This is a genomic window from Listeria valentina, assembly GCF_011800755.1.
Classification (GTDB): Bacteria; Bacillota; Bacilli; order Lactobacillales; family Listeriaceae; genus Listeria; species Listeria valentina.
In genome coordinates this window covers 1-18,842 of sequence record NZ_JAATJW010000003.1, presented here as the reverse complement: position 1 = coordinate 18,842, position 18,842 = coordinate 1, and the positions used below count along the sequence as shown (strand labels likewise).

Here is an 18,842-nt window from a genome sequence, read left to right as displayed (position 1 = left end):
GTTGGGTCAAAAAATACATCCAATTGGTATGCGTATCGGCGTCATTCGTGACTGGGATTCAAAATGGTACGCTGAAAAAGATTACGCTAATTTCTTACATGAAGATTTGCGCATTCGTGATTACATTGCAAAACGCTTGGCTGACGCTTCCGTTTCGCGTGTTGAGATCGAACGTGCTGCTAACCGTGTGAATATCACTATTCATACAGCTAAACCAGGTATGGTAATCGGTAAAGGTGGTTCAGAAGTTGAAGCACTTCGTAAATCCCTAAACGATTTAACTGGTAAACGTGTCCACATTAACATTGTTGAGATCAAACGTGCTGATCTAGATGCAAAACTTGTGGCTGAAAATATTGCTAGACAACTTGAAGGACGTGTTTCTTTCCGTCGCGCACAAAAACAAGCTATCCAACGTACAATGCGTGCTGGTGCGAAAGGAATTAAAACCCAAGTATCTGGTCGTCTTGGCGGAGCTGATATTGCTCGTGCTGAACACTATAGTGAAGGAACTGTACCGCTTCATACACTTCGTGCTGACATTGATTATGCATGGGAAGAAGCAGATACAACTTATGGTAAACTAGGCGTTAAAGTTTGGATCTACCGTGGTGAAGTCCTTCCAGCGAAGAAAAACAATGTGGAAGGAGGAAAATAATTATGTTAGTCCCTAAACGTGTAAAATACCGTCGTGAATTCCGTGGAAATATGCGCGGTCGTGCGAAAGGCGGAACAGAAGTCGCATTTGGTGAATATGGTCTTCAAGCAGTTGAAGCTTCTTGGATCACGAACCGTCAAATCGAAGCTGCTCGTATTGCGATGACTCGTTACATGAAACGTGGCGGTAAAGTTTGGATTAAAATTTTCCCTCATAAATCTTACACATCTAAACCAATCGGAGTTCGGATGGGTAAAGGTAAAGGTGCTCCGGAAGGCTGGGTAAGCCCAGTTAAACGTGGCAAAATTATGTTTGAAATCGCAGGTGTGCCTGAAGAAGTTGCGCGTGAAGCGTTGCGTCTTGCATCACACAAACTGCCGGTCAAAACAAAGATCGTAAAACGTGAAGAAATTGGTGGTGAAGCAAATGAAAGCTAAAGATATCCGTGAACTATCCACTACCGAAATCCAAGATCAAGAAAAAGCGCTAAAGGAAGAGCTTTTCAACTTGCGCTTTCAATTAGCTACAGGACAATTGGAAAATACTGCTCGCATTAAAGAAGTACGTAAATCCATTGCTCGTATGAAAACAATTGTGAAAGAAAGAGAACTTGCTTAAGACGAAACTAATAAGGAGGTTTTAATACATGGCTGACCGTAACCAACGTAAAGTCTATACAGGTCGCGTTGTATCCGACAAAATGGATAAAACGATCACTGTAGTTGTTGAAACATACAAAAAGCATGGTTTGTATGGTAAACGCGTGAAGTATTCGAAGAAATTCAAAGCTCATGATGAAAATAACACTGCAAAAACTGGCGATATCGTTCGTATCATGGAAACTCGCCCTCTATCTTCAACTAAACATTTCCGTTTACTAGAAGTAGTAGAAGAAGCAGTAATTATTTAATGGTTTTATAAAATAGTGAGAGATCCAGGTGTTTCTCTTACCTGTTATTCTGGAAGGAGGGTGTCCTAATGATTCAACAAGAAAGTCGTATGAAAGTGGCTGATAACTCTGGCGCACGTGAAGTACTAACAATTAAAGTGCTAGGTGGATCAGGACGCAAAACTGCTAACATTGGTGATGTTGTTGTATGTACTGTTAAACAAGCAACACCAGGCGGCGTTGTCAAAAAAGGCGAAGTCGTTAAAGCAGTAATCGTTCGTACTAAGAGTGGAGCACGTCGTCAAGATGGTTCGTACATCAAATTTGATGAAAATGCATGTGTCATTATCCGTGATGATAAAAGTCCTCGTGGAACACGTATTTTTGGACCTGTTGCTCGCGAACTTCGTGAAAACAACTTCATGAAAATCGTTTCTTTAGCTCCAGAAGTTCTTTAATAAACAAGTTTCAAACCAAGGAGGTGCTAAGACTAATGCATGTCAAAAAAGGTGATAAAGTACAAGTTATTACTGGTAAAGATAAAGGCAAATCCGGCAAAGTTCTTGCTGCATTCCCAAAAAAAGATCGTGTAATTGTTGAAGGAATCAACATGGTGAAAAAACATACGAAACCTTCCAATATCAATCCACAAGGTGGAATCTTGAATGTTGAAGCACCAATTCACGTATCTAACGTAATGCTTATCGATCCTAAATCTGGCGAACCAACTCGTGTGAGCTATGAAGTAAAAGGCGATAAAAAAGTACGTGTAGCTAAAAAATCCGGTGAAGTCATCGATAAATAATTTAAGTAATTGAGGAAGGAGGCAACATTACATGAATCGCCTTAAAGATCGCTATCTTAAGGAAATTGTTCCTGGTATGATGAGCAAGTTTAACTATTCTTCTGTTATGGAAGTACCTAAAATTGAAAAAATCGTAATCAACACTGGTGTTGGTGATGCAGTAGCAAACGCTAAAGTTCTTGACAGTGCTGTTGAAGAGCTTGCATTAATCACTGGTCAAAAACCAGTTGTCACAAAAGCTAAAAACTCGATCGCTGGATTCCGTCTTCGTGAAGGAATGCCAATCGGTGCGAAAGTAACGCTTCGTGGTGACCGTATGTATGATTTCTTAGACAAATTAATTACTGTTTCACTTCCACGTGTTCGTGACTTCCGTGGGGTTTCGAAAAAAGCTTTCGACGGCCGCGGTAACTACACGCTGGGTGTGAGAGAACAATTGATTTTCCCTGAAATTGATTATGATAAAGTTTCTAAAGTTCGTGGTATGGATGTTGTTATCGTTACAACTGCAAAAACTGACGAAGAGTCCCGTGAGTTATTAACTCAAGTTGGAATGCCGTTTCAAAAATAATCAATAATTAAAGTAGGGAGGCGAAAACGTGGCTAAAAAATCAATGATCGCTAAGCAAAAACGTGAACCAAAATTCGCAGTTCAAGGTTATACTCGTTGCGAACGTTGTGGGCGTCCACATTCCGTTATTCGCAAATTTAAATTATGCCGTATTTGTTTCCGCGAACTTGCCTATAAAGGTCAAATTCCTGGCGTTAAAAAAGCAAGCTGGTAAACCTAAGTTTAAGGAAGGAGGATAATAACACATGGTGATGACAGATCCAATTGCAGATTTTCTAACTCGTATCCGTAATGCGAACATGGTTAAACATGACAAATTAGAATTGCCTGCATCGAAAATCAAAAAAGAAATTGCTGAAATCTTAAAACGTGAAGGTTTTATCCGTGACGTTGAGTATATTGAAGATGAAAAGCAAGGCACAATCCGTGTTTTCTTGAAATATAGTCCATCTGGCGAACGCGTAATCACTGGTTTGAAACGTATCAGTAAGCCAGGGCTTCGTGTTTATGCTAAATCGAACGAGGTACCTAAAGTTCTTAACGGCTTAGGTATTGCAATCGTATCTACTTCTCAAGGTGTCCTAACTGACAAAGAAGCTCGCGCTAAACAAGTGGGCGGAGAAGTACTTGCATACGTTTGGTAAAATTTATTCATAAGGAGGTGCGACAATGTCCCGTATCGGTAAAAAGCCTATTACAATTCCTGCTGGTGTAACAGTTACACTTGATGGAAATAAGGCAACAGTTAAAGGTCCTAAAGGTGAACTTGTAAGAGAGTTTAACCCTGAGATTAAAATTGAAATCGAAGGAAGTGAAATTAATATTTCACGTCCATCTGACAATAAAAATCACCGTGCTCTTCATGGCACGACTCGTGCAGTCCTAAATAACATGGTTGTTGGAGTCTCTGAAGGCTACGAAAAATCACTTGAATTAGTCGGTGTCGGTTACCGTGCTCAAAAACAAGGTTCAAAACTTGTTCTTAACGTAGGGTATTCCCATCCAGTCGAATTTGAAGCGCCAAAAGGTGTTGAAATTGAAGTTCCTGCGAATACGAAAGTAATTGTAAAAGGTTTCAATAAAGAACACGTTGGTGAACTTGCTGCTAACATTCGTGCTGTACGTCCGCCTGAGCCTTATAAAGGTAAGGGTATCCGTTATGAAGGCGAATATGTACGCCGCAAAGAAGGTAAAACTGGTAAATAATGCCGCGTAAGCGATAAGAGAAGAGGTGAGTCGTGTGATTACTAAAATCGATAAAAACAAAGTTCGTAAAAAAAGACATGCTCGTGTTCGTTCTAAAATTACTGGAACAGAAAGCCGTCCTCGTCTAAACGTTTTCCGTTCTAATAAAAATATCTACGCTCAACTAGTTGATGACGTAAATGGCGTAACACTTGTAAGTGCTTCGAATTTAGATAAAGACTTTGGTTCTGCTGAATCAAAAGTTGATGCTGCTAGCCAAGTTGGCAAATTAGTTGCAAAACGTGCTTCTGAAAAAGGAATTTCTGCAGTTGTTTTCGACCGCGGAGGGTACTTGTACCATGGCCGTGTTAAAGCGCTCGCTGAAGCAGCTCGCGAAAATGGATTAGAATTCTAATAAAGAAGGAGGGAAAACTTAGATGGCTGAAATTATTGATGGAAACAAATTAGATGTAGAAGAACGTGTTGTTACAATCAACCGTGTTGCTAAAGTTGTAAAAGGTGGTCGTCGCTTCCGTTTCACAGCACTTGTTGTTGTCGGTGATAAAAACGGTCATGTCGGTTTTGGTACTGGTAAAGCTCAAGAAGTTCCAGATGCAATCCGTAAAGCTGTTGAAGACGCTAAGAAAAATATGGTGTTTGTACCAACTGTTGGAACTACAATTCCGCACACAGTTGTTGGTCGCTTTGGCGGTGGGGAAATCCTACTTAAACCAGCGAATGCCGGTTCTGGAGTAACAGCTGGTGGTCCAGTTCGTGCCGTCCTTGAACTTGCTGGTGTTGCTGATGTATCATCTAAATCACTTGGATCAAACACGCCAATCAACATGGTTCGTGCAACAATTGATGGAATCAAACAACTTAAAAAAGCTGAAGAAGTAGCTAAACTTCGCGGTAAAACAGTTGAAGAATTGTTAGGATAAGGAGGGAATTATCATTATGGCTAAATTAGAACTTACTCTAAAACGTAGCTTAATCGGTCGTCCCGGAGATCAACGTGAAACAGTTAAGGCACTAGGCCTTCGTAAGACACATTCCGTTGTTGTCAAAGAAGATAATCCTGCAATTCGTGGGATGATTAACAAAGTTAGTCATCTTCTGGACGTAAAAGAAGTTTAAGCTAGTCATTTTTAATGAAATGAACAAGAAATAGGAGGAGGTGCTTGAACATGAAACTACACGAACTAAAACCTGCTGAAGGTTCGCGCAAAGAGCGTAATCGTGTTGGTCGTGGAACGAGCTCTGGTAACGGAAAAACTGCTGGCCGTGGACATAAAGGGCAAAAAGCCCGTTCAGGCGGTGGCGTACGTTTAGGATTTGAAGGTGGACAACTCCCACTTTTCCGTCGTTTACCTAAACGTGGTTTTACAAACATCAATCGCAAAGAATTTGCTATTGTAAACTTAGATGTTTTAAATCGTTTTGAAGACGGCACTGAAGTAACACCTGAACTTCTCATTGAAACAGGTGTTGTGAGCAATGCTAAATCTGGTATTAAAATCCTTTCGAATGGATCTATTGAGAAGAAACTTACAGTGAAAGCTAATAAGTTTTCTGCAGCGGCTAAGGAAGCAATTGAAGCTGCTGGCGGAAAAGCTGAGGTGATCTAATGTTTCAAACGTTAGTAAACTTTTTTCGAGTAAAAGATATTCGAAATAAGATTTTCTTCACTCTTGCAATGCTCATCATTTTCCGTATTGGAACATTCATACCTGTGCCTGGGGTGAATGCAGCAGCATTGCAACAAACAATGGAAGGCGGCATTTTTGGGTTCCTAAACACTTTTAATGGTGGGGCGCTTAAAAATTTCTCCGTTCTCGCGATGGGGGTTATGCCTTACATCACTGCGTCTATCATTGTACAGCTGTTACAAATGGACGTTGTTCCAAAACTCACCGAGTGGTCTAAACAAGGTGAAATGGGACGTAAAAAACTCAATCAATTGACGCGTTATTTGACAATTGGTTTGGGACTTATTGAAGCCTTCGGTATGGCTTACGGATTTAACCGTTTGTCAGGCTCCACACTTATTTTCAATGCTTCTGTTGCACAGTACATCGTTGTTGCGATTGTACTTACAACTGGGACAATGTTTTTAATGTGGCTTGGGGAACAAATTACGGTTAAAGGTGTCGGAAACGGGATTTCCATCATCATCTTCGCGGGGATCGTAGCTCGTATTCCAGATGGGATTCGTCAAGTTTACGTTCAACAAATCGAAGATGCAGGCGATCAACTTTTCCTTCACATTTTAGTTCTTGCTGGGATTGCACTTGCTGCACTACTAATCGTTGTTGTAGTAATTTACTTCCAACAAGCACTACGTAAAATTCCGATCCAGTATTCAAAACGTGTAGCTGGAAACAAACAAGCGGGTGCACAAGCTACTCACTTACCATTAAAATTGAACTCTGCTGGGGTTATTCCAGTAATCTTTGCAAGTGCGTTCATCATTACGCCGCAAACGATCTTGACGTTCTTTGATAATAGTAATGGAGTTGTCTCTGTACTGAAAAACGTATTTGATTATACAAAACCGATTGGCATGGTCTTGTATGTAGCTCTGATCATTGCATTCACTTATTTCTATGCTTTTATCCAAGTTAACCCTGAAAAAGTGGCTGATAACTTGAAAAAGCAAGGTGGATACATTCCTAGTAAACGTCCGGGAAGGGAAACACAAGCTTATCTTACTTCGGTACTTTATCGCTTAACCTTCATCGGAGCTCTATTCCTTGCCGCAGTTGCAATCATTCCGACAATCGGAACGACAGCATTTGGGTTACCTCAAACGCTCGCAATCGGTGGTACGAGTCTTCTAATCGTTATCGGGGTAGCACTTGATACAACGAAACAATTGGAAGGACAACTTGTTAAACGGAATTATCGGGGATTCATCAAATAACGCGCGGGCACTTGCTATGGGTTTCCTAGCAGGTCTGCCTTGCGGGTACAAGGAGTGAATCAATTGAAACTAGTATTAATGGGCCTTCCTGGTGCCGGTAAAGGTACGCAAGCCGAGAAAATTGTTGAAAAATATCATGTTCCGCACATTTCAACAGGAGATATGTTTCGTCAAGCAATGAAAGATGAAACTGAACTAGGACTTAAAGCTAAATCTTATATGGATAAAGGCGACTTAGTTCCTGATGAAGTGACAAATGGTATTGTTCGCGAACGTCTAGCTCAAGATGATGCAAAAAATGGTTTTCTGTTAGATGGTTTTCCAAGAACAGTTGCTCAAGCTGAAGAGCTTGAATGTATTTTAAGCGACTTTGGGACTGAACTTGATGCGGTCATCAATATTGATGTGCCAAAAGAAGCTTTGATGAAGCGTCTAACTGGACGCTGGATCTGTCCAACTTGTGGCAGAACTTATCACGAGCTTTACAATCCGCCAAAAGTAGCTGGAAAATGCGATGTCGATGGTTCTGAACTTTATCAACGTGAAGATGATAAAAAGGAAACTGTTGAAAATCGATTAAATGTTAATTTAAAGCAGACGCAACCTTTGCTTGATTTTTACACGAAAACAGGTAAACTTCATAGTATTAATGGCGAACAAGAAATTAATAAAGTTTTTCTTGATGTAGATCAAATTCTTGCTTCTTTTTAAAGGAGAACGGCTGAACACTGCTGGAAATTTTAAACGTGCAAATCCTGTTGATTTGTAGTATAATGGATAATTGGCAGTGGAATATAAGCATCTTTGCAAATCATGATGAACGAGAGAACCATTTGAAGAATATCCGAAACATTTGCTAAAACGAACTTTAGTCCCCGTGCTCGAGTTCTCCGGATTACGGATCTCACTTTTCAGGTTGTCTAAAGGCAGGTCGGCTTTTGAAATGAAAGAAGCAGATCTCTTTTCACGTTTTTTCATGTAATCAAGTTTTTACACTGATAAAATCGGAACCAAGTGGTCTAGTAACCGAGAAGGAGGTAGCGAACATATGGCTAAAGAAGATGTAATTGAAGTTGAAGGCGTAGTACAAGAAACTTTGCCTAACGCAATGTTTAAAGTTGAACTCGAAAATGGGCATGAAGTGCTTGCCACTGTTTCAGGTAAAATTCGTATGCACTACATCCGTATTTTACCAGGGGATAAAGTAACTGTTGAACTTTCCCCATACGATCTAACTCGTGGAAGAATCACTTATCGTTTTAAATAATTTGCGCTCCGAAAATTGAATTTATATACCGGTCTGGTTCGCCAGCTTAGTAGTTATCGGTTTATAGAGACATTTTCTCTAGTAAACAAGGAGGTATATGGAATGAAAGTAAGACCATCTGTTAAACCTATGTGCGAAAAATGTAAAGTTATTCGTCGTAAAGGTAAAGTTATGGTAATCTGTGAAAACCCTAAGCATAAACAAAAACAAGGTTGATTATAGAATATAAGGAGGTGCTTGATTAGATGGCACGTATTGCAGGTGTGGATGTTCCACGTGAAAAACGTATCGTGATCTCACTAACTTACATCTACGGTATCGGAAAAGCAACAGCTGCTAAAGTCTTGGAAGAAGCAGGCGTTTCTGAAGATGTACGTACAAGAGATTTAAGTGAAGAAGAATTAGGTAAAATCCGTGAAATCGTAGACCGTATTAAAGTTGAGGGGGATCTTCGTCGTGAAGTGAACTTAAACATTAAGCGTCTAATCGAAATCGGTTCTTACCGCGGTATGCGTCACCGTCGTGGACTTCCTGTTCGCGGACAAAATACAAAAAATAATGCGCGTACACGTAAAGGTCCTTCTAAGACTGTTGCAGGTAAGAAGAAATAAACGAATAGTAAAGGAGGTAATTAGTGAATGGCACGTAAAACAAACACTCGTAAACGTCGTGTGAAAAAGAATATCGAAAACGGTATTGCACACATTCGTTCTACATTTAATAATACAATTGTAACGATTACTGATACACATGGTAATGCTTTATCGTGGTCTAGTGCTGGTGCTTTAGGCTTTAAAGGTTCTCGTAAATCTACTCCTTTTGCAGCTCAAATGGCAGCAGAAACTTCAGCAAAAGCTGCGATGGAACATGGTCTTAAATCTCTTGAAGTAACAGTTAAAGGTCCTGGTGCAGGTCGTGAAGCAGCAATTCGTGCTCTTCAAGCTGCAGGTCTTGAAGTTACTGCAATTAAAGATGTTACTCCGGTTCCTCATAATGGATGTCGTCCTCCAAAACGTCGTCGTGTATAAGTAGTCGTCTTTGTGCGTAACTTTTAAAACAGCGATATTTTGAAGCACAATTGAGGTTCGACTAGGTTTCTGAAATAAGACGTTTTGAAGGAGGGTATATTTGAATGATCGAAATTGAAAAGCCAAAAATCGAGACGATTGAGATCAGCGATGATGCCAAATATGGAAAGTTTGTTGTAGAACCACTTGAGCGTGGATATGGTACAACTTTGGGTAACTCCTTACGTCGTATTCTATTATCTTCACTTCCAGGCGCTGCTGTAACGTCCATTCAAATTGATGGAGCTTTACATGAGTTCTCTGTAATTGAAGGTGTAGTTGAAGATGTGACAACCATAATTTTGAATATCAAAAAACTGGCACTTAAAGTTTACTCTGATGAAGAAAAAACATTAGAGATTGATATACAAGGACCTGGTGTTGTAACAGCTGGAGATATTAATTATGATAGTGATGTCGAAATTTTGAATCCAGATCTTCACATCGCAACGTTGAGCGACAACGCGAAATTTCATGTTCGCCTTAACGCTGCTCGTGGCCGCGGTTATACGCCGGCTGATCAAAACAAACGTGAAAGCATGCCTATCGGTGTCCTTCCGATAGATTCTATTTTCTCGCCGGTAATTCGTGTGAACTACCAAGTTGAGAATACACGTGTTGGTCAATCTACAAATTATGATAAGCTAACTTTTGATGTTTTAACTGACGGAAGCATTAGTCCAGAAGAAGCAGTGTCACTTGGCGCTAAAATTCTTTCTGAGCACTTGAGCATTTTCGTTAACTTAACAGACGAAGCGCAAAAAGCTGAAATCATGATTGAAAAAGAAGAAAGCCACAAAGAAAAAGTACTTGAAATGACAATTGAAGAACTTGACTTATCAGTTCGTTCTTATAATTGTCTGAAACGTGCTGGAATTAACACAGTTCAGGAACTCGCTGACAAATCTGAAGATGATATGATGAAAGTTCGTAACTTAGGTCGTAAATCTTTAGAAGAAGTTAAAGTGAAACTGGCTGATCTTGGCTTAGGTCTTCGCAACGAAAACTGATTAGAAATGTAAGGAGGGAATTCCATGGGTTACAGAAAATTAGGTCGTACAAGTTCGCAACGTAAAGCATTACTTCGTGATCTTGCAACGGATTTAATCGTTCATGAACGTGTCGAAACAACTGAAACACGCGCTAAAGAAGTTCGTAAAGTTGTAGAGCGTCTTATTACTTCTGGTAAAAAAGGTGACTTGCACGCTCGTCGTCAGGCTGCGGCATACATCCGTCATGAAGTAGCTAGTGTTAAACAAGTTGATGCAAAAGACGGCGGTAAGAAAAACCAAGCTGTTTATGCACTTCAAAAACTATTTGACGATGTTGCACCACGTTATGCAGAACGTCAAGGTGGATACACTCGTATCTATAAAAAAGGTCCTCGTCGTGGTGACGGAGCGCCAATGGTTATCATTGAACTAGTTAAATAATGAACTTTAAAGCAAGTAGAGTGTGATGATAAGCGAAAGCAACATTCTTTGTCTTGTCTAGCTCTGTGTGTTCCCTGCGAGTTTTCTCGTGGGGAGCGCAGGCTTTTTTTGTTTTCGATTCGCTCAAAGTGTATATCTACTTTGAGTTTTTTTATACAAAAGAGCCTCGAGGAACTGTTTAAATAGTTCCTCGAGGCTCTTTGTTTTTATTCCATCCTTTCAATTGTGACATGGGGCAGATTTTGGATATATTGAAAGATCTCTCTTTCTTCTTGAATGGATCTTGATTTAATTTGCATGGTTACTTGGTAAGCGTCTATATCACCGAACGGCTCACGCTTCGTCTCATATGTAGAGATCATATAGTCATGCTCGTGAAGATAGTTCGTGATGGATGCAAGGTTGCTTTTATCATTTGTTGAATAAACAAGTAAAACTGTATGGAAACCAACTGATTTGCTAAAGAGGCTGAGTGCTTCGAGTCCAATTAGTGTGAGGACCGTTGCACCGACACCAAGTGCATAAAGCCCAGCTCCTGTAGCGAGTCCAATGCCTGATGTTGCCCAAAGACCAGCAGCGGTTGTTAATCCGCGAACAAATTGCTTTTGGATGATAATAGTTCCGGCACCAATAAACCCTATGCCACTTACTACTTGAGCGGCAACCCGACTGGGGTCAAATGAAACATTCGAATGCCCCGTCACACCAAAGAAACCATATTGTGAAACAATCATGATTAGAGCGCTGCCTAGTGAAACTAGAAAGTGCGTCCTGAAGCCAGCTTCTTTAGCCCGAAGTTCACGATCGAGCCCGATGATACCTCCTAAAATTCCTGCGACAGATAAGCGTAATAAAAATTCAAGCCACATAAAATCACTCCTCATCCCCCTCCTTTTCCCTTTTTTCAAAAGAAAAAAACAAGCTTTGCTTAAGAATTCGCTTTATACTATAATAAATAGGTGTTAACCATTCGAAATGGGGTGCGAGGCTTGTCTGAAGATTTTGTGCGTTTAGAGCACGTTTTTTATAAATACGAAGAAGAAGAAAATTTTGCAGTAGAAGATGTCACTTTTTCTGTGGAAAAAGGAGAGTGGCTTGCGCTTGTTGGGCATAACGGCTCAGGGAAATCGACACTTGCCAAACTGTTGAACGGCTTACTGTTTCCTGAAAAAGGCTTAATTAAGATTGGCCATTTTGCTTTAAGTGAAACAACAATATGGGAAATTCGCAAGCAAGTGGGCATGGTTTTCCAAAATCCAGATAATCAATTTGTTGGGGCGACTGTTCAGGATGATGTTGCTTTTGGCTTAGAAAATCATGGTGTGCCACATGAAGAAATGGTCAAGCGAGTGGAAGATGCCCTCAAGGAAGTAGGTATGACCGATTATGCTTTACACGAACCAGCAAGGCTTTCTGGTGGTCAAAAACAACGTGTCGCGATAGCGGGTGTATTAGCTCTCCAACCAGATGTGATTATTTTGGATGAGGCAACTTCAATGCTTGATCCGCGCGGGCGAGCAGAAGTGATGGCGACGATTCGCAATTTACGTGAACGTGAAGAAATCACCGTTATTTCCATTACGCATGATCTCGATGAAGTACTTTATGCGGATCGTGTAATTGTAATGAACGAAGGAAAACGATTTAAAGAAGGGACGCCACAGGATATTTTTAAAGCACCGGAAGAGATGAAACAAATTGGACTTGGTGTGCCGTTTATCGTTGAACTGGAAGAAAAACTCTCGGAACGCGGCATTCGAATAGATGAGCCGATTCTCTCGGAAGGAGCGCTGCTTGAATTATTATGGCAATTAAACTCGAACAATTAGGTTTTTGTTACCAAAAAAATAGTCCTTTTGAAAAACGCGCGTTAGAAGATGTGACCGTTTCGTTTGAAGATGGTAGTTACACCGCGATCGTCGGGCACACTGGCTCCGGGAAATCAACGCTTTTGCAACACTTAAATGCACTTTTGCTCCCGACGGAAGGTAAAATCACGATATTCGACCGGGAAATTCTAGCGGGTGAGAAGCAAAAGAAATTGAAAAATATTCGCAAGAAAGTGGGGATTGTCTTTCAGTTTCCAGAAGCGCAGTTGTTTGAAGAAACGGTACAAAAAGATATTTGTTTTGGCCCGTTGAATTTCGGCGTCCCACTGGAAGAAGTAGAAAAACGTGCCCGGGAAGCCATTCACGAGGTCGGACTCACAGAAGACATTCTTGAACGCTCTCCATTTGAACTTTCAGGTGGGCAGATGCGCCGCGTGGCCATTGCAGGCGTGCTTGCGATGGAGCCTGAAGTTTTGGTTTTAGATGAGCCTACAGCGGGACTTGATCCAAGTGGACGCAAAGAAATCATGGAAATGTTTTACGAGCTGCATGAACGGAAAAACTTAACCACAGTCCTTGTGACACATAGCATGGAAGATGCGGCTCAATATGCTGAAAAAATCGTTTTGATGAAAGAAGGAACAGTAGACCAAATCGGAACTCCTCGCGAGATTTTTCGAGAATCTGAACGCCTGTCGGAGCTTGGATTGCTCGTTCCTGAGGTTGTTCGCTTTCAACGCGATTTCGAGAAGAAATTTTCGGTATCTTTCTCTAAAGTTTGTTTGAATATGGATGAACTTTTGGAAGAGATGATACCCTTTTTACCTGAAGGCAGGAACCCACTATGATGGATAAAATGATTTTGGGGCGCTATATTCCAGGGAATTCGTGGCTCCACTCGATTGATCCGCGAGCAAAGATTACAGCGGTCATGTATTTCATTGTCATTGTCTTTTTAGCGAACAATTGGCTAACTTATTTGCTCTTATTTGTTTATGTTCTTTATTTAGTTTTTAGCTCCAAAGTTCCTTTCATGTTTTTTGTGAAGGGGCTCCAGCCAATTATGGTTTTGATTTTACTTACACTATTGTTGCAAGTTTTTTTCACACAAGGTGGAGAAACATTACTTGCGCTTGGCCCGATCAAAATTACGACGTTAGGCCTTCTAAACGGGATCAAAATCTTTTGCCGCTTTGTATTGATTGTCTTTATGACGACGCTATTGACACTTACGACAAGTCCAATTGAACTAACGGATGGACTTGAAAAAATTCTGATGCCATTTCGTGTTTTACGTTTGCCAGTTCACGAGCTGGCGCTTATGCTGAGCATTTCACTTCGATTTATTCCAACGCTTATGGACGAGACAGAGAAGATCTTGAAGGCGCAAAAGGCACGAGGCGTGGATTTTACAAGCGGCAAGATTATGGAACGAATTAAGGCGATTGTTCCGCTTTTGATTCCGCTTTTCATCAGTGCGTTTAAGCGTGCGGAAGATTTGGCGATTGCGATGGAAGCAAGAGGCTATCGTGGTGGTCAGGGGCGAACAAAATTCAGATTGTTAAAATGGCGCTTGCGAGATACACTTTTATTGGCATCGCTAGTCATCTTAACTGGACTTTTATGGTTCTTTAGGAATTAGGAGGAAAAATATTTCATGACACGCTATAAAGCGATTATTGCTTATGATGGAAGCGGCTTTTTTGGCTATCAAGTTCAGCCGGGAAAGCGGACAGTGCAAAGCGAAATTGAACAAGCCCTTCAAAAAATGCACAAAGGGGATTTCATTCGAGTAACGGCTTCAGGACGCACGGATGCTGGCGTTCATGCGAAAGGACAAGTCATTCACTTTGATTCTCCGCTTGAAATTCCTGGGGATTCTTTTCGGATGGCGCTTGAAACGAGGACGCCTCGGGATATTAGTTTTCGGTCGGTTGAAGCTGTAGGTTCGGATTTTCATGCTCGTTTTGATACGACTGGGAAGGAATATCGCTACCTGATTCAGTGCGGGAAACTGTTTGATCCGTTTATGCGCCACTTTGCTTGGCATTTTCCTTATCCGATTGATCTTCAGAAGATGGAAGAAGCAGTCGCAATTTTGATTGGCGAGCATGATTTCACGACATTTTGTAGTGCGAGAACAGAGATGGAGAATAAGGTTCGAACGCTTTATCAGATCAAAATGGAGCAAGTGAATGACGAACTTTTTGCGATTACCTATCGTGGTGATGGGTTTTTGTATAACATGGTGCGGATTCTGACTGGCGCGTTATTGGATGTTGGACAAGGAAAGCTTTCGCTAGAGGATCTAAAAAAAGCCTTGGATGCTAAAAACAGAGAAGCATTGCGGAGTAAAACGGCACCTCCAGAAGGTTTGTATTTGATGAACGTGTTTTATGATGAATTCGGAAAATAGCGTACTGCGAAAGCGGAGTTTAATTTCTTTCCCCATCCGACTTTTTTCCTGAAATTCATTGACTTTTAAGGACAGAAATTGTATTATGGACTATGGTATTGTTTACCCCACAATAAGCCCCGGAAGGTTGTTGTGTTGAAAAAACAATAGAAGTAAGATAAAGATGTTTCGGAACAAGGAACGGTTCCGGGCGCAATTTTTAATTTATTAGGAGGGTAACTCATGCGTACAACTTATATGGCGAAACAAGGCGAAGTAGAACGTAAATGGTACGTGATCGACGCTACTGATGTTTCTCTAGGTCGTTTGTCGAGCGAAGTAGCAAGTATTCTTCGTGGCAAAAATAAACCGCAATTTACTCCACACATTGATACTGGAGATTTTGTAATTGTAATTAATGCAGGTAAGGTAGGTCTTACTGGTAAAAAAGCAACGGATAAAATTTATTACCGTCACTCGCAATATCCAGGCGGTTTGAAATCTCGTACAGCAGGTGAAATGCGTGCGAACTATCCTGAGAAATTGATTGAGCTATCTGTAAAAGGAATGCTTCCAAAGACTTCTCTAGGACGTCAACAATTCAAAAAATTACACGTATACGCAGGCGATGTGCATGAACATGCAGCACAAAAACCAGAAGTATACGAACTACGCGGTTAATATTAAAGGAGGGAAATAATAGTGGCAGAAGTACAATATTACGGAACTGGTCGTCGTAAAAGCTCAGTAGCACGTGTACGTTTAGTACCGGGCGACGGCAAAGTTGTTATCAATAATCGTGACTGGGAAGATTACATCCCATTCGCAGCATTACGTGAAGTAATCAAGCAACCACTAGTTGCAACTGAAACTCTAGGAAGCTATGACGTACTTGTAAACGTACATGGCGGTGGATACACTGGACAAGCTGGTGCAATCCGTCACGGCGTTGCACGTGCACTTCTTCAAGTAGCACCTGAATACCGTTCAGCTCTTAAATCAGCTGGTCTTCTTACTCGTGATTCTCGTATGAAAGAACGTAAGAAATACGGTCTTAAAGCTGCTCGTCGTGCTCCTCAGTTCTCGAAACGTTAATATTTACAATTCAAGCCTCTTCTTGTTTTTGCAAGAAGGGGTTTTTGTGTTTCATGGATTTAAAAGATGTGAGAACTAGTGTTGAATATAATTCTATAAGTGGTACTGGAAAAGGGAAAGAAGACCAATTTTTAGTCATTTAAGACCCAAAGTAGACATTTCATTATATTTTTGGTTCTACGGAAGATTTTTATGTTATACTCAGCTCCTAAAACAATGAAAAGAGGACATCATATGAAAAATAGCTTAAAGTTTTGTTGTGCGGCGCTTGCTCTAACAATGGGGTTGTCAATAATCACGCCAAGTATAAGAGCATATGCTACTGAGTATGAAAATACGTATATTAAATTGGACATAGGTGAAAATAATAAATACGAAAGGAAACAAATTGAAACTATTTTAAAAGAAGTGAGAAAAGAAACGGGTATAAGTACTGATTATCAAGAAACTCCCTCATCGAAAGTACAGGAAAGAAAAGTAGTTTCTTTATTGACTAAACTAGCTAAAAAGTTAGGTAAGGGGTATATAGCACAAGGTGTAGTTTGGGCGTTGTTGCCATGATAAACATCATTTTAAATGTTCTAGGCGCTTTTCTTTTACTCATTCTGTCTTTAATAAATTTTTTGAGTCAGCATTATGTATACGGCTTATTCATGATTTTATGTTGTATGTTCTTTTTAATGAATTTGATAAATTTAGTAAGGCGTAAATAAATTTGCCTGTCACTTTAACGTTAAGAAAAGTAAGCCAATCTCTAATCGAAAAATAGGGATTGGCTTTTTGTAGCCTATATATTGATTAGATTTTTTTCTGACTCCTAGTTATAACGAAGATAACGATGTAAAGTAAAATAATAAATGCACTGCATGACCAAATGGCGTTTGTAAAGGTTAACTGAGCATTCTGCGAGAGAGCTTCTCCGGAAAGGAGACTCGGGATATTGAGATAGGAAGACGGTAGGAAAGGCATAATTTTATCGAATCCGTTGTTGTATTTACCAAGCGCTGATGGCAGGAACAAAATGGCTAGAAGGATCATGGCATTCACAACGTCACCCGTGGAAATTTTACTAATTAAAATAGCAGTGAGCGTGATCAGTAAAATGAATAACAATGCTAAGCCGAAATATTTTAAGAGCCACGCGCCGATGGTATCAATGTGAATTTGATCAGTGGCGGGATTGTGAAATAATACAGGATAGCGAAATGTACCCAAACCTTTCCCGATTAATCCAGTGAGAAAACTAGTAATAGCCGTTACGATGACAAGAAAAAACGCAAAGGAAGCATTTAGCAAAAGTTTGATTTGAATCAACTTGTTTTTACTAGTTGGAACCATATTCATGAAATCGCGTGTTTTTAATTTTTTTTCATTGTTTAGAATATCAATAACAGCGAAAAGGACTAAGACAAATATTAGAAAGGGAGTTGTTATCGACAGAAATTGCTGTGCGTAATTGATTCCATAGCGATCAGCGCCACTAATTTCTGGTTCTAAATGGTACTTTTCTAAGTAAGTATTGAGTTTTATTTGTTTGTGAATACGAGAAAGTTCCTCGGCATCCAAAGGTATGCTCCCTTCTTCGATTCCTTTAAGTTGCAACTGGTCGTATGCGATTTGATGTTTTAAAAAAGTAGCCCAGTCATTACTAGAAACATCAGAAACAAGCTGTTCAAGTATTGTAGCTTCTTCTTTAGTTTGTTTTGCCGCTTGCTTTGCAGCAGGCTCATTTTGTGAGATATCCTCAATTTGTTGGGCTGAATTTTCTGCTTCAGATGCTTGAATAGCAAAATCCGCACGTTCTGTTTCATGAGTATCAAAGAGGCCGCTCAATATATAATTAAGAATAGGAAGTGAAATAGCAAGAAGTAGTAGAACGAGTGTCTTTTTCTTACGCAAGAATTTTAAGGTTTCAAAATGTAGTAGATTCAAAGATGTCATTCCTTTCATATAAGTTGTGATAAATCTCTTCTGATTTTTCACTTGGAGTTTCAGCAAAATTTAGAATATATTCGATTTTTTTATTCTGGAGAAAAAATACTTTGCTACAAGTTTGGTCAATGTGATTTAACATATGGGAGGAGAAAAGAAAGGCTTTGCCAGCTTGCGCAAGTGAATGAATAGCTCTAGTCACAATATGTACACTTGTAGGATCGAGTCCGTTAAACGGTTCATCCATTAAAATATTAGGCGCTCCACTTGTGATCGCCATTGCAATCACAAGGTGTTGTTTCATTCCAAGTGAGAGTTTAGATGTTTTTTTATGCTGATAAGCTGTCATTTGGAGTAAATCTAATATTTGATCGATTTGCTGATCAGATTTCCAAGTGTACTTAACAAAGCGCAAATGTTCAATAACAGTTAGTTCTGGATAAAGCAAATCAACATTTTGTAAGTAGAAGAAGGAACGACAATAGTTTGTGTCAGCTTGCTTGATATCATGAGAGTCGAGAGAAATTTTTCCTGATGTTATTTTTTGCAAGCCGGAGATGGAACGCAAAAGAGTTGTCTTCCCTGTTCCGTTTGGAGCAACGAGTCCGATGATTTCGCCAGAACTGATCTTGAGAGATAAGTGATCTAAAATGAGGCTTTTCCCGAGTTTTACGGATAGATTTTCGATTGTTATCATAGTTGAACACCTCTTGAAGTTTTATTTATATTGCTATTAATTATAATGGTGCCTTATCATAAAATCAACCTAATTAACAGATAAATCAATATAAAC

General features: G+C 40.0%; 32 protein-coding genes. 29 read left to right on the top strand and 3 right to left on the bottom strand.

All coding sequences use genetic code 11. The features are described from left to right. Position 1: 1 nt before the first annotated feature. The 22 genes from rpsC (at position 2) to rplQ (ending at position 10,798) form a co-directional block, all read left to right on the top strand. The gene (gene rpsC, locus HCK02_RS01315; RefSeq protein WP_167628336.1) at positions 2-658 is read left to right on the top strand and encodes a 30S ribosomal protein S3; all 657 of its coding nucleotides are present in this window, start codon (positions 2-4) and stop codon (positions 656-658) included. Between the two features lie 2 nt (positions 659-660). Beyond that, entirely contained in the window at positions 661-1,095 is a 435-nt protein-coding gene (gene rplP / locus HCK02_RS01310) for a 50S ribosomal protein L16 (RefSeq protein ID WP_007474821.1), read from the top strand. After that, the gene (rpmC, locus tag HCK02_RS01305; RefSeq protein WP_036072858.1) at positions 1,085-1,276 is read left to right on the top strand and encodes a 50S ribosomal protein L29; all 192 of its coding nucleotides are present in this window, start codon (positions 1,085-1,087) and stop codon (positions 1,274-1,276) included. Before rplP ends, rpmC begins: the two co-directional genes overlap by 11 nt. Positions 1,277-1,304: 28 nt before the next feature. Further along, positions 1,305-1,568 carry a 30S ribosomal protein S17 gene (gene rpsQ / locus HCK02_RS01300; RefSeq protein ID WP_036072860.1) on the top strand — a complete coding sequence of 88 codons (264 nt, stop codon included), beginning with the start codon at positions 1,305-1,307 and terminating at the stop codon, positions 1,566-1,568. A 68-nt stretch (positions 1,569-1,636) separates the two neighbouring features. After that, on the top strand, positions 1,637-2,005 hold the full coding sequence (gene rplN / locus HCK02_RS01295; RefSeq protein ID WP_003723686.1) for a 50S ribosomal protein L14: 369 nt from the start codon (positions 1,637-1,639) through the stop codon (positions 2,003-2,005). A 35-nt stretch (positions 2,006-2,040) separates the two neighbouring features. Next, positions 2,041-2,352 (top strand): 50S ribosomal protein L24, encoded by a 312-nt coding sequence (gene rplX / locus HCK02_RS01290; protein WP_115753705.1) that lies wholly within the window; start codon positions 2,041-2,043, stop codon positions 2,350-2,352. A gap of 31 nt (positions 2,353-2,383) precedes the next feature. Continuing rightward, positions 2,384-2,923 carry a 50S ribosomal protein L5 gene (gene rplE, locus HCK02_RS01285; RefSeq protein ID WP_122865647.1) on the top strand — a complete coding sequence of 180 codons (540 nt, stop codon included), beginning with the start codon at positions 2,384-2,386 and terminating at the stop codon, positions 2,921-2,923. A 28-nt stretch (positions 2,924-2,951) separates the two neighbouring features. Continuing rightward, positions 2,952-3,137: a type Z 30S ribosomal protein S14 gene (locus HCK02_RS01280; RefSeq protein ID WP_036072865.1), complete on the top strand. Its 186-nt coding sequence runs from the start codon at positions 2,952-2,954 to the stop codon at positions 3,135-3,137. 31 nt (positions 3,138-3,168) lie between these two features. Continuing rightward, the gene (gene rpsH, locus HCK02_RS01275; RefSeq protein WP_036072868.1) at positions 3,169-3,567 is read left to right on the top strand and encodes a 30S ribosomal protein S8; all 399 of its coding nucleotides are present in this window, start codon (positions 3,169-3,171) and stop codon (positions 3,565-3,567) included. A gap of 25 nt (positions 3,568-3,592) precedes the next feature. Then, entirely contained in the window at positions 3,593-4,129 is a 537-nt protein-coding gene (rplF, locus tag HCK02_RS01270; protein ID WP_115753707.1) for a 50S ribosomal protein L6, read from the top strand. 34 nt (positions 4,130-4,163) lie between these two features. After that, entirely contained in the window at positions 4,164-4,523 is a 360-nt protein-coding gene (rplR, locus tag HCK02_RS01265; RefSeq protein WP_167628334.1) for a 50S ribosomal protein L18, read from the top strand. Positions 4,524-4,545: 22 nt separating this feature from the next. Beyond that, positions 4,546-5,049 (top strand): 30S ribosomal protein S5, encoded by a 504-nt coding sequence (gene rpsE, locus HCK02_RS01260; RefSeq protein WP_115753709.1) that lies wholly within the window; start codon positions 4,546-4,548, stop codon positions 5,047-5,049. Between the two features lie 16 nt (positions 5,050-5,065). Then, complete coding sequence (gene rpmD, locus HCK02_RS01255; RefSeq protein ID WP_036072876.1) at positions 5,066-5,245, top strand: 50S ribosomal protein L30; 180 nt, start codon at positions 5,066-5,068, stop codon at positions 5,243-5,245. A 50-nt stretch (positions 5,246-5,295) separates the two neighbouring features. Further along, complete coding sequence (rplO, locus tag HCK02_RS01250) at positions 5,296-5,736, top strand: 50S ribosomal protein L15 (protein ID WP_167628332.1); 441 nt, start codon at positions 5,296-5,298, stop codon at positions 5,734-5,736. Further along, on the top strand, positions 5,736-7,031 hold the full coding sequence (gene secY, locus HCK02_RS01245) for a preprotein translocase subunit SecY (protein ID WP_167628330.1): 1,296 nt from the start codon (positions 5,736-5,738) through the stop codon (positions 7,029-7,031). The genes rplO and secY overlap by 1 nt, the downstream gene beginning before the upstream one ends. Positions 7,032-7,094: 63 nt before the next feature. After that, complete coding sequence (locus HCK02_RS01240) at positions 7,095-7,742, top strand: adenylate kinase (protein WP_167628328.1); 648 nt, start codon at positions 7,095-7,097, stop codon at positions 7,740-7,742. A gap of 337 nt (positions 7,743-8,079) precedes the next feature. Further along, positions 8,080-8,298: a translation initiation factor IF-1 gene (gene infA, locus HCK02_RS01235; protein WP_036072884.1), complete on the top strand. Its 219-nt coding sequence runs from the start codon at positions 8,080-8,082 to the stop codon at positions 8,296-8,298. A 102-nt stretch (positions 8,299-8,400) separates the two neighbouring features. Then, positions 8,401-8,514, top strand: coding sequence for a 50S ribosomal protein L36 (rpmJ, locus tag HCK02_RS01230; protein ID WP_003720928.1), 114 nt, complete (start codon positions 8,401-8,403; stop codon positions 8,512-8,514). A gap of 29 nt (positions 8,515-8,543) precedes the next feature. Next, positions 8,544-8,909 carry a 30S ribosomal protein S13 gene (gene rpsM, locus HCK02_RS01225; protein ID WP_036072887.1) on the top strand — a complete coding sequence of 122 codons (366 nt, stop codon included), beginning with the start codon at positions 8,544-8,546 and terminating at the stop codon, positions 8,907-8,909. A gap of 27 nt (positions 8,910-8,936) precedes the next feature. Beyond that, on the top strand, positions 8,937-9,326 hold the full coding sequence (gene rpsK, locus HCK02_RS01220; RefSeq protein WP_036072890.1) for a 30S ribosomal protein S11: 390 nt from the start codon (positions 8,937-8,939) through the stop codon (positions 9,324-9,326). Between the two features lie 104 nt (positions 9,327-9,430). Then, on the top strand, positions 9,431-10,375 hold the full coding sequence (locus HCK02_RS01215; RefSeq protein WP_036072892.1) for a DNA-directed RNA polymerase subunit alpha: 945 nt from the start codon (positions 9,431-9,433) through the stop codon (positions 10,373-10,375). 24 nt (positions 10,376-10,399) lie between these two features. Next, positions 10,400-10,798 (top strand): 50S ribosomal protein L17, encoded by a 399-nt coding sequence (gene rplQ, locus HCK02_RS01210; protein ID WP_167628326.1) that lies wholly within the window; start codon positions 10,400-10,402, stop codon positions 10,796-10,798. A gap of 206 nt (positions 10,799-11,004) precedes the next feature. Here rplQ and HCK02_RS01205 read toward each other — a convergent pair whose 3' ends face one another. Further along, entirely contained in the window at positions 11,005-11,667 is a 663-nt protein-coding gene (locus HCK02_RS01205) for an MgtC/SapB family protein (protein WP_167628324.1), read from the bottom strand. A gap of 120 nt (positions 11,668-11,787) precedes the next feature. Between HCK02_RS01205 and HCK02_RS01200 the strand changes: the two genes are divergently transcribed. The 7 genes from HCK02_RS01200 to HCK02_RS01170 all read left to right on the top strand — a co-directional run bounded on the left by HCK02_RS01200 (position 11,788) and on the right by HCK02_RS01170 (position 16,678). Beyond that, positions 11,788-12,627: an energy-coupling factor ABC transporter ATP-binding protein gene (locus HCK02_RS01200; RefSeq protein ID WP_167628322.1), complete on the top strand. Its 840-nt coding sequence runs from the start codon at positions 11,788-11,790 to the stop codon at positions 12,625-12,627. Then, entirely contained in the window at positions 12,603-13,475 is an 873-nt protein-coding gene (locus tag HCK02_RS01195; RefSeq protein WP_167628320.1) for an energy-coupling factor ABC transporter ATP-binding protein, read from the top strand. The genes HCK02_RS01200 and HCK02_RS01195 overlap by 25 nt, the downstream gene beginning before the upstream one ends. Then, positions 13,472-14,269, top strand: coding sequence for an energy-coupling factor transporter transmembrane component T family protein (locus HCK02_RS01190; RefSeq protein WP_167628318.1), 798 nt, complete (start codon positions 13,472-13,474; stop codon positions 14,267-14,269). The genes HCK02_RS01195 and HCK02_RS01190 overlap by 4 nt, the downstream gene beginning before the upstream one ends. 15 nt (positions 14,270-14,284) lie before the next feature. After that, entirely contained in the window at positions 14,285-15,043 is a 759-nt protein-coding gene (truA, locus tag HCK02_RS01185) for a tRNA pseudouridine(38-40) synthase TruA (protein WP_167628317.1), read from the top strand. A gap of 222 nt (positions 15,044-15,265) precedes the next feature. Continuing rightward, positions 15,266-15,703, top strand: a complete 438-nt coding sequence (gene rplM, locus HCK02_RS01180) for a 50S ribosomal protein L13 (RefSeq protein ID WP_167628316.1) — start codon at positions 15,266-15,268, stop codon at positions 15,701-15,703. A gap of 21 nt (positions 15,704-15,724) precedes the next feature. Beyond that, a complete protein-coding gene (rpsI, locus tag HCK02_RS01175; protein ID WP_036072905.1) occupies positions 15,725-16,117 on the top strand; it encodes a 30S ribosomal protein S9 in 393 nt (130 codons plus the stop codon). A 234-nt stretch (positions 16,118-16,351) separates the two neighbouring features. Beyond that, the gene (locus HCK02_RS01170; RefSeq protein WP_167628314.1) at positions 16,352-16,678 is read left to right on the top strand and encodes a hypothetical protein; all 327 of its coding nucleotides are present in this window, start codon (positions 16,352-16,354) and stop codon (positions 16,676-16,678) included. A 237-nt stretch (positions 16,679-16,915) separates the two neighbouring features. Here HCK02_RS01170 and HCK02_RS01165 read toward each other — a convergent pair whose 3' ends face one another. Together HCK02_RS01165 and HCK02_RS01160 are read right to left on the bottom strand one after the other, a co-directional pair. Continuing rightward, a complete protein-coding gene (locus HCK02_RS01165) occupies positions 16,916-18,100 on the bottom strand; it encodes an ABC transporter permease subunit (RefSeq protein ID WP_167628312.1) in 1,185 nt (394 codons plus the stop codon). Next, the gene (locus HCK02_RS01160; RefSeq protein ID WP_167628310.1) at positions 18,030-18,746 is read right to left on the bottom strand and encodes an ABC transporter ATP-binding protein; all 717 of its coding nucleotides are present in this window, start codon (positions 18,744-18,746) and stop codon (positions 18,030-18,032) included. Before HCK02_RS01160 ends, HCK02_RS01165 begins: the two co-directional genes overlap by 71 nt. Positions 18,747-18,842 lie beyond the last annotated feature (96 nt).

Bases quoted from the DNA above. Each gene is read 5' to 3' on its own strand.
- rplP (WP_007474821.1), top strand. From the start codon at position 661: ATGTTAGTCCCTAAACGTGTAAAATACCGTCGTGAATTCCGTGGAAAT.
- rpmC (WP_036072858.1), top strand. From the start codon at position 1,085: ATGAAAGCTAAAGATATCCGTGAACTATCCACTACCGAAATCCAAGAT.
- rpsQ (WP_036072860.1), top strand. From the start codon at position 1,305: ATGGCTGACCGTAACCAACGTAAAGTCTATACAGGTCGCGTTGTATCC.
- rplN (WP_003723686.1), top strand. From the start codon at position 1,637: ATGATTCAACAAGAAAGTCGTATGAAAGTGGCTGATAACTCTGGCGCA.
- rplX (WP_115753705.1), top strand. From the start codon at position 2,041: ATGCATGTCAAAAAAGGTGATAAAGTACAAGTTATTACTGGTAAAGAT.
- rplE (WP_122865647.1), top strand. From the start codon at position 2,384: ATGAATCGCCTTAAAGATCGCTATCTTAAGGAAATTGTTCCTGGTATG.
- rpsH (WP_036072868.1), top strand. From the start codon at position 3,169: ATGGTGATGACAGATCCAATTGCAGATTTTCTAACTCGTATCCGTAAT.
- rplF (WP_115753707.1), top strand. From the start codon at position 3,593: ATGTCCCGTATCGGTAAAAAGCCTATTACAATTCCTGCTGGTGTAACA.
- rpsE (WP_115753709.1), top strand. From the start codon at position 4,546: ATGGCTGAAATTATTGATGGAAACAAATTAGATGTAGAAGAACGTGTT.
- rpmD (WP_036072876.1), top strand. From the start codon at position 5,066: ATGGCTAAATTAGAACTTACTCTAAAACGTAGCTTAATCGGTCGTCCC.
- rplO (WP_167628332.1), top strand. From the start codon at position 5,296: ATGAAACTACACGAACTAAAACCTGCTGAAGGTTCGCGCAAAGAGCGT.
- secY (WP_167628330.1), top strand. From the start codon at position 5,736: ATGTTTCAAACGTTAGTAAACTTTTTTCGAGTAAAAGATATTCGAAAT.
- infA (WP_036072884.1), top strand. From the start codon at position 8,080: ATGGCTAAAGAAGATGTAATTGAAGTTGAAGGCGTAGTACAAGAAACT.
- rpmJ (WP_003720928.1), top strand. From the start codon at position 8,401: ATGAAAGTAAGACCATCTGTTAAACCTATGTGCGAAAAATGTAAAGTT.
- rpsM (WP_036072887.1), top strand. From the start codon at position 8,544: ATGGCACGTATTGCAGGTGTGGATGTTCCACGTGAAAAACGTATCGTG.
- rpsK (WP_036072890.1), top strand. From the start codon at position 8,937: ATGGCACGTAAAACAAACACTCGTAAACGTCGTGTGAAAAAGAATATC.
- HCK02_RS01215 (WP_036072892.1), top strand. From the start codon at position 9,431: ATGATCGAAATTGAAAAGCCAAAAATCGAGACGATTGAGATCAGCGAT.
- rplQ (WP_167628326.1), top strand. From the start codon at position 10,400: ATGGGTTACAGAAAATTAGGTCGTACAAGTTCGCAACGTAAAGCATTA.
- HCK02_RS01205 (WP_167628324.1), bottom strand. From the start codon at position 11,667: ATGTGGCTTGAATTTTTATTACGCTTATCTGTCGCAGGAATTTTAGGA.
- HCK02_RS01195 (WP_167628320.1), top strand. From the start codon at position 12,603: ATGGCAATTAAACTCGAACAATTAGGTTTTTGTTACCAAAAAAATAGT.
- HCK02_RS01190 (WP_167628318.1), top strand. From the start codon at position 13,472: ATGATGGATAAAATGATTTTGGGGCGCTATATTCCAGGGAATTCGTGG.
- truA (WP_167628317.1), top strand. From the start codon at position 14,285: ATGACACGCTATAAAGCGATTATTGCTTATGATGGAAGCGGCTTTTTT.
- rplM (WP_167628316.1), top strand. From the start codon at position 15,266: ATGCGTACAACTTATATGGCGAAACAAGGCGAAGTAGAACGTAAATGG.
- HCK02_RS01170 (WP_167628314.1), top strand. From the start codon at position 16,352: ATGAAAAATAGCTTAAAGTTTTGTTGTGCGGCGCTTGCTCTAACAATG.
- HCK02_RS01160 (WP_167628310.1), bottom strand. From the start codon at position 18,746: ATGATAACAATCGAAAATCTATCCGTAAAACTCGGGAAAAGCCTCATT.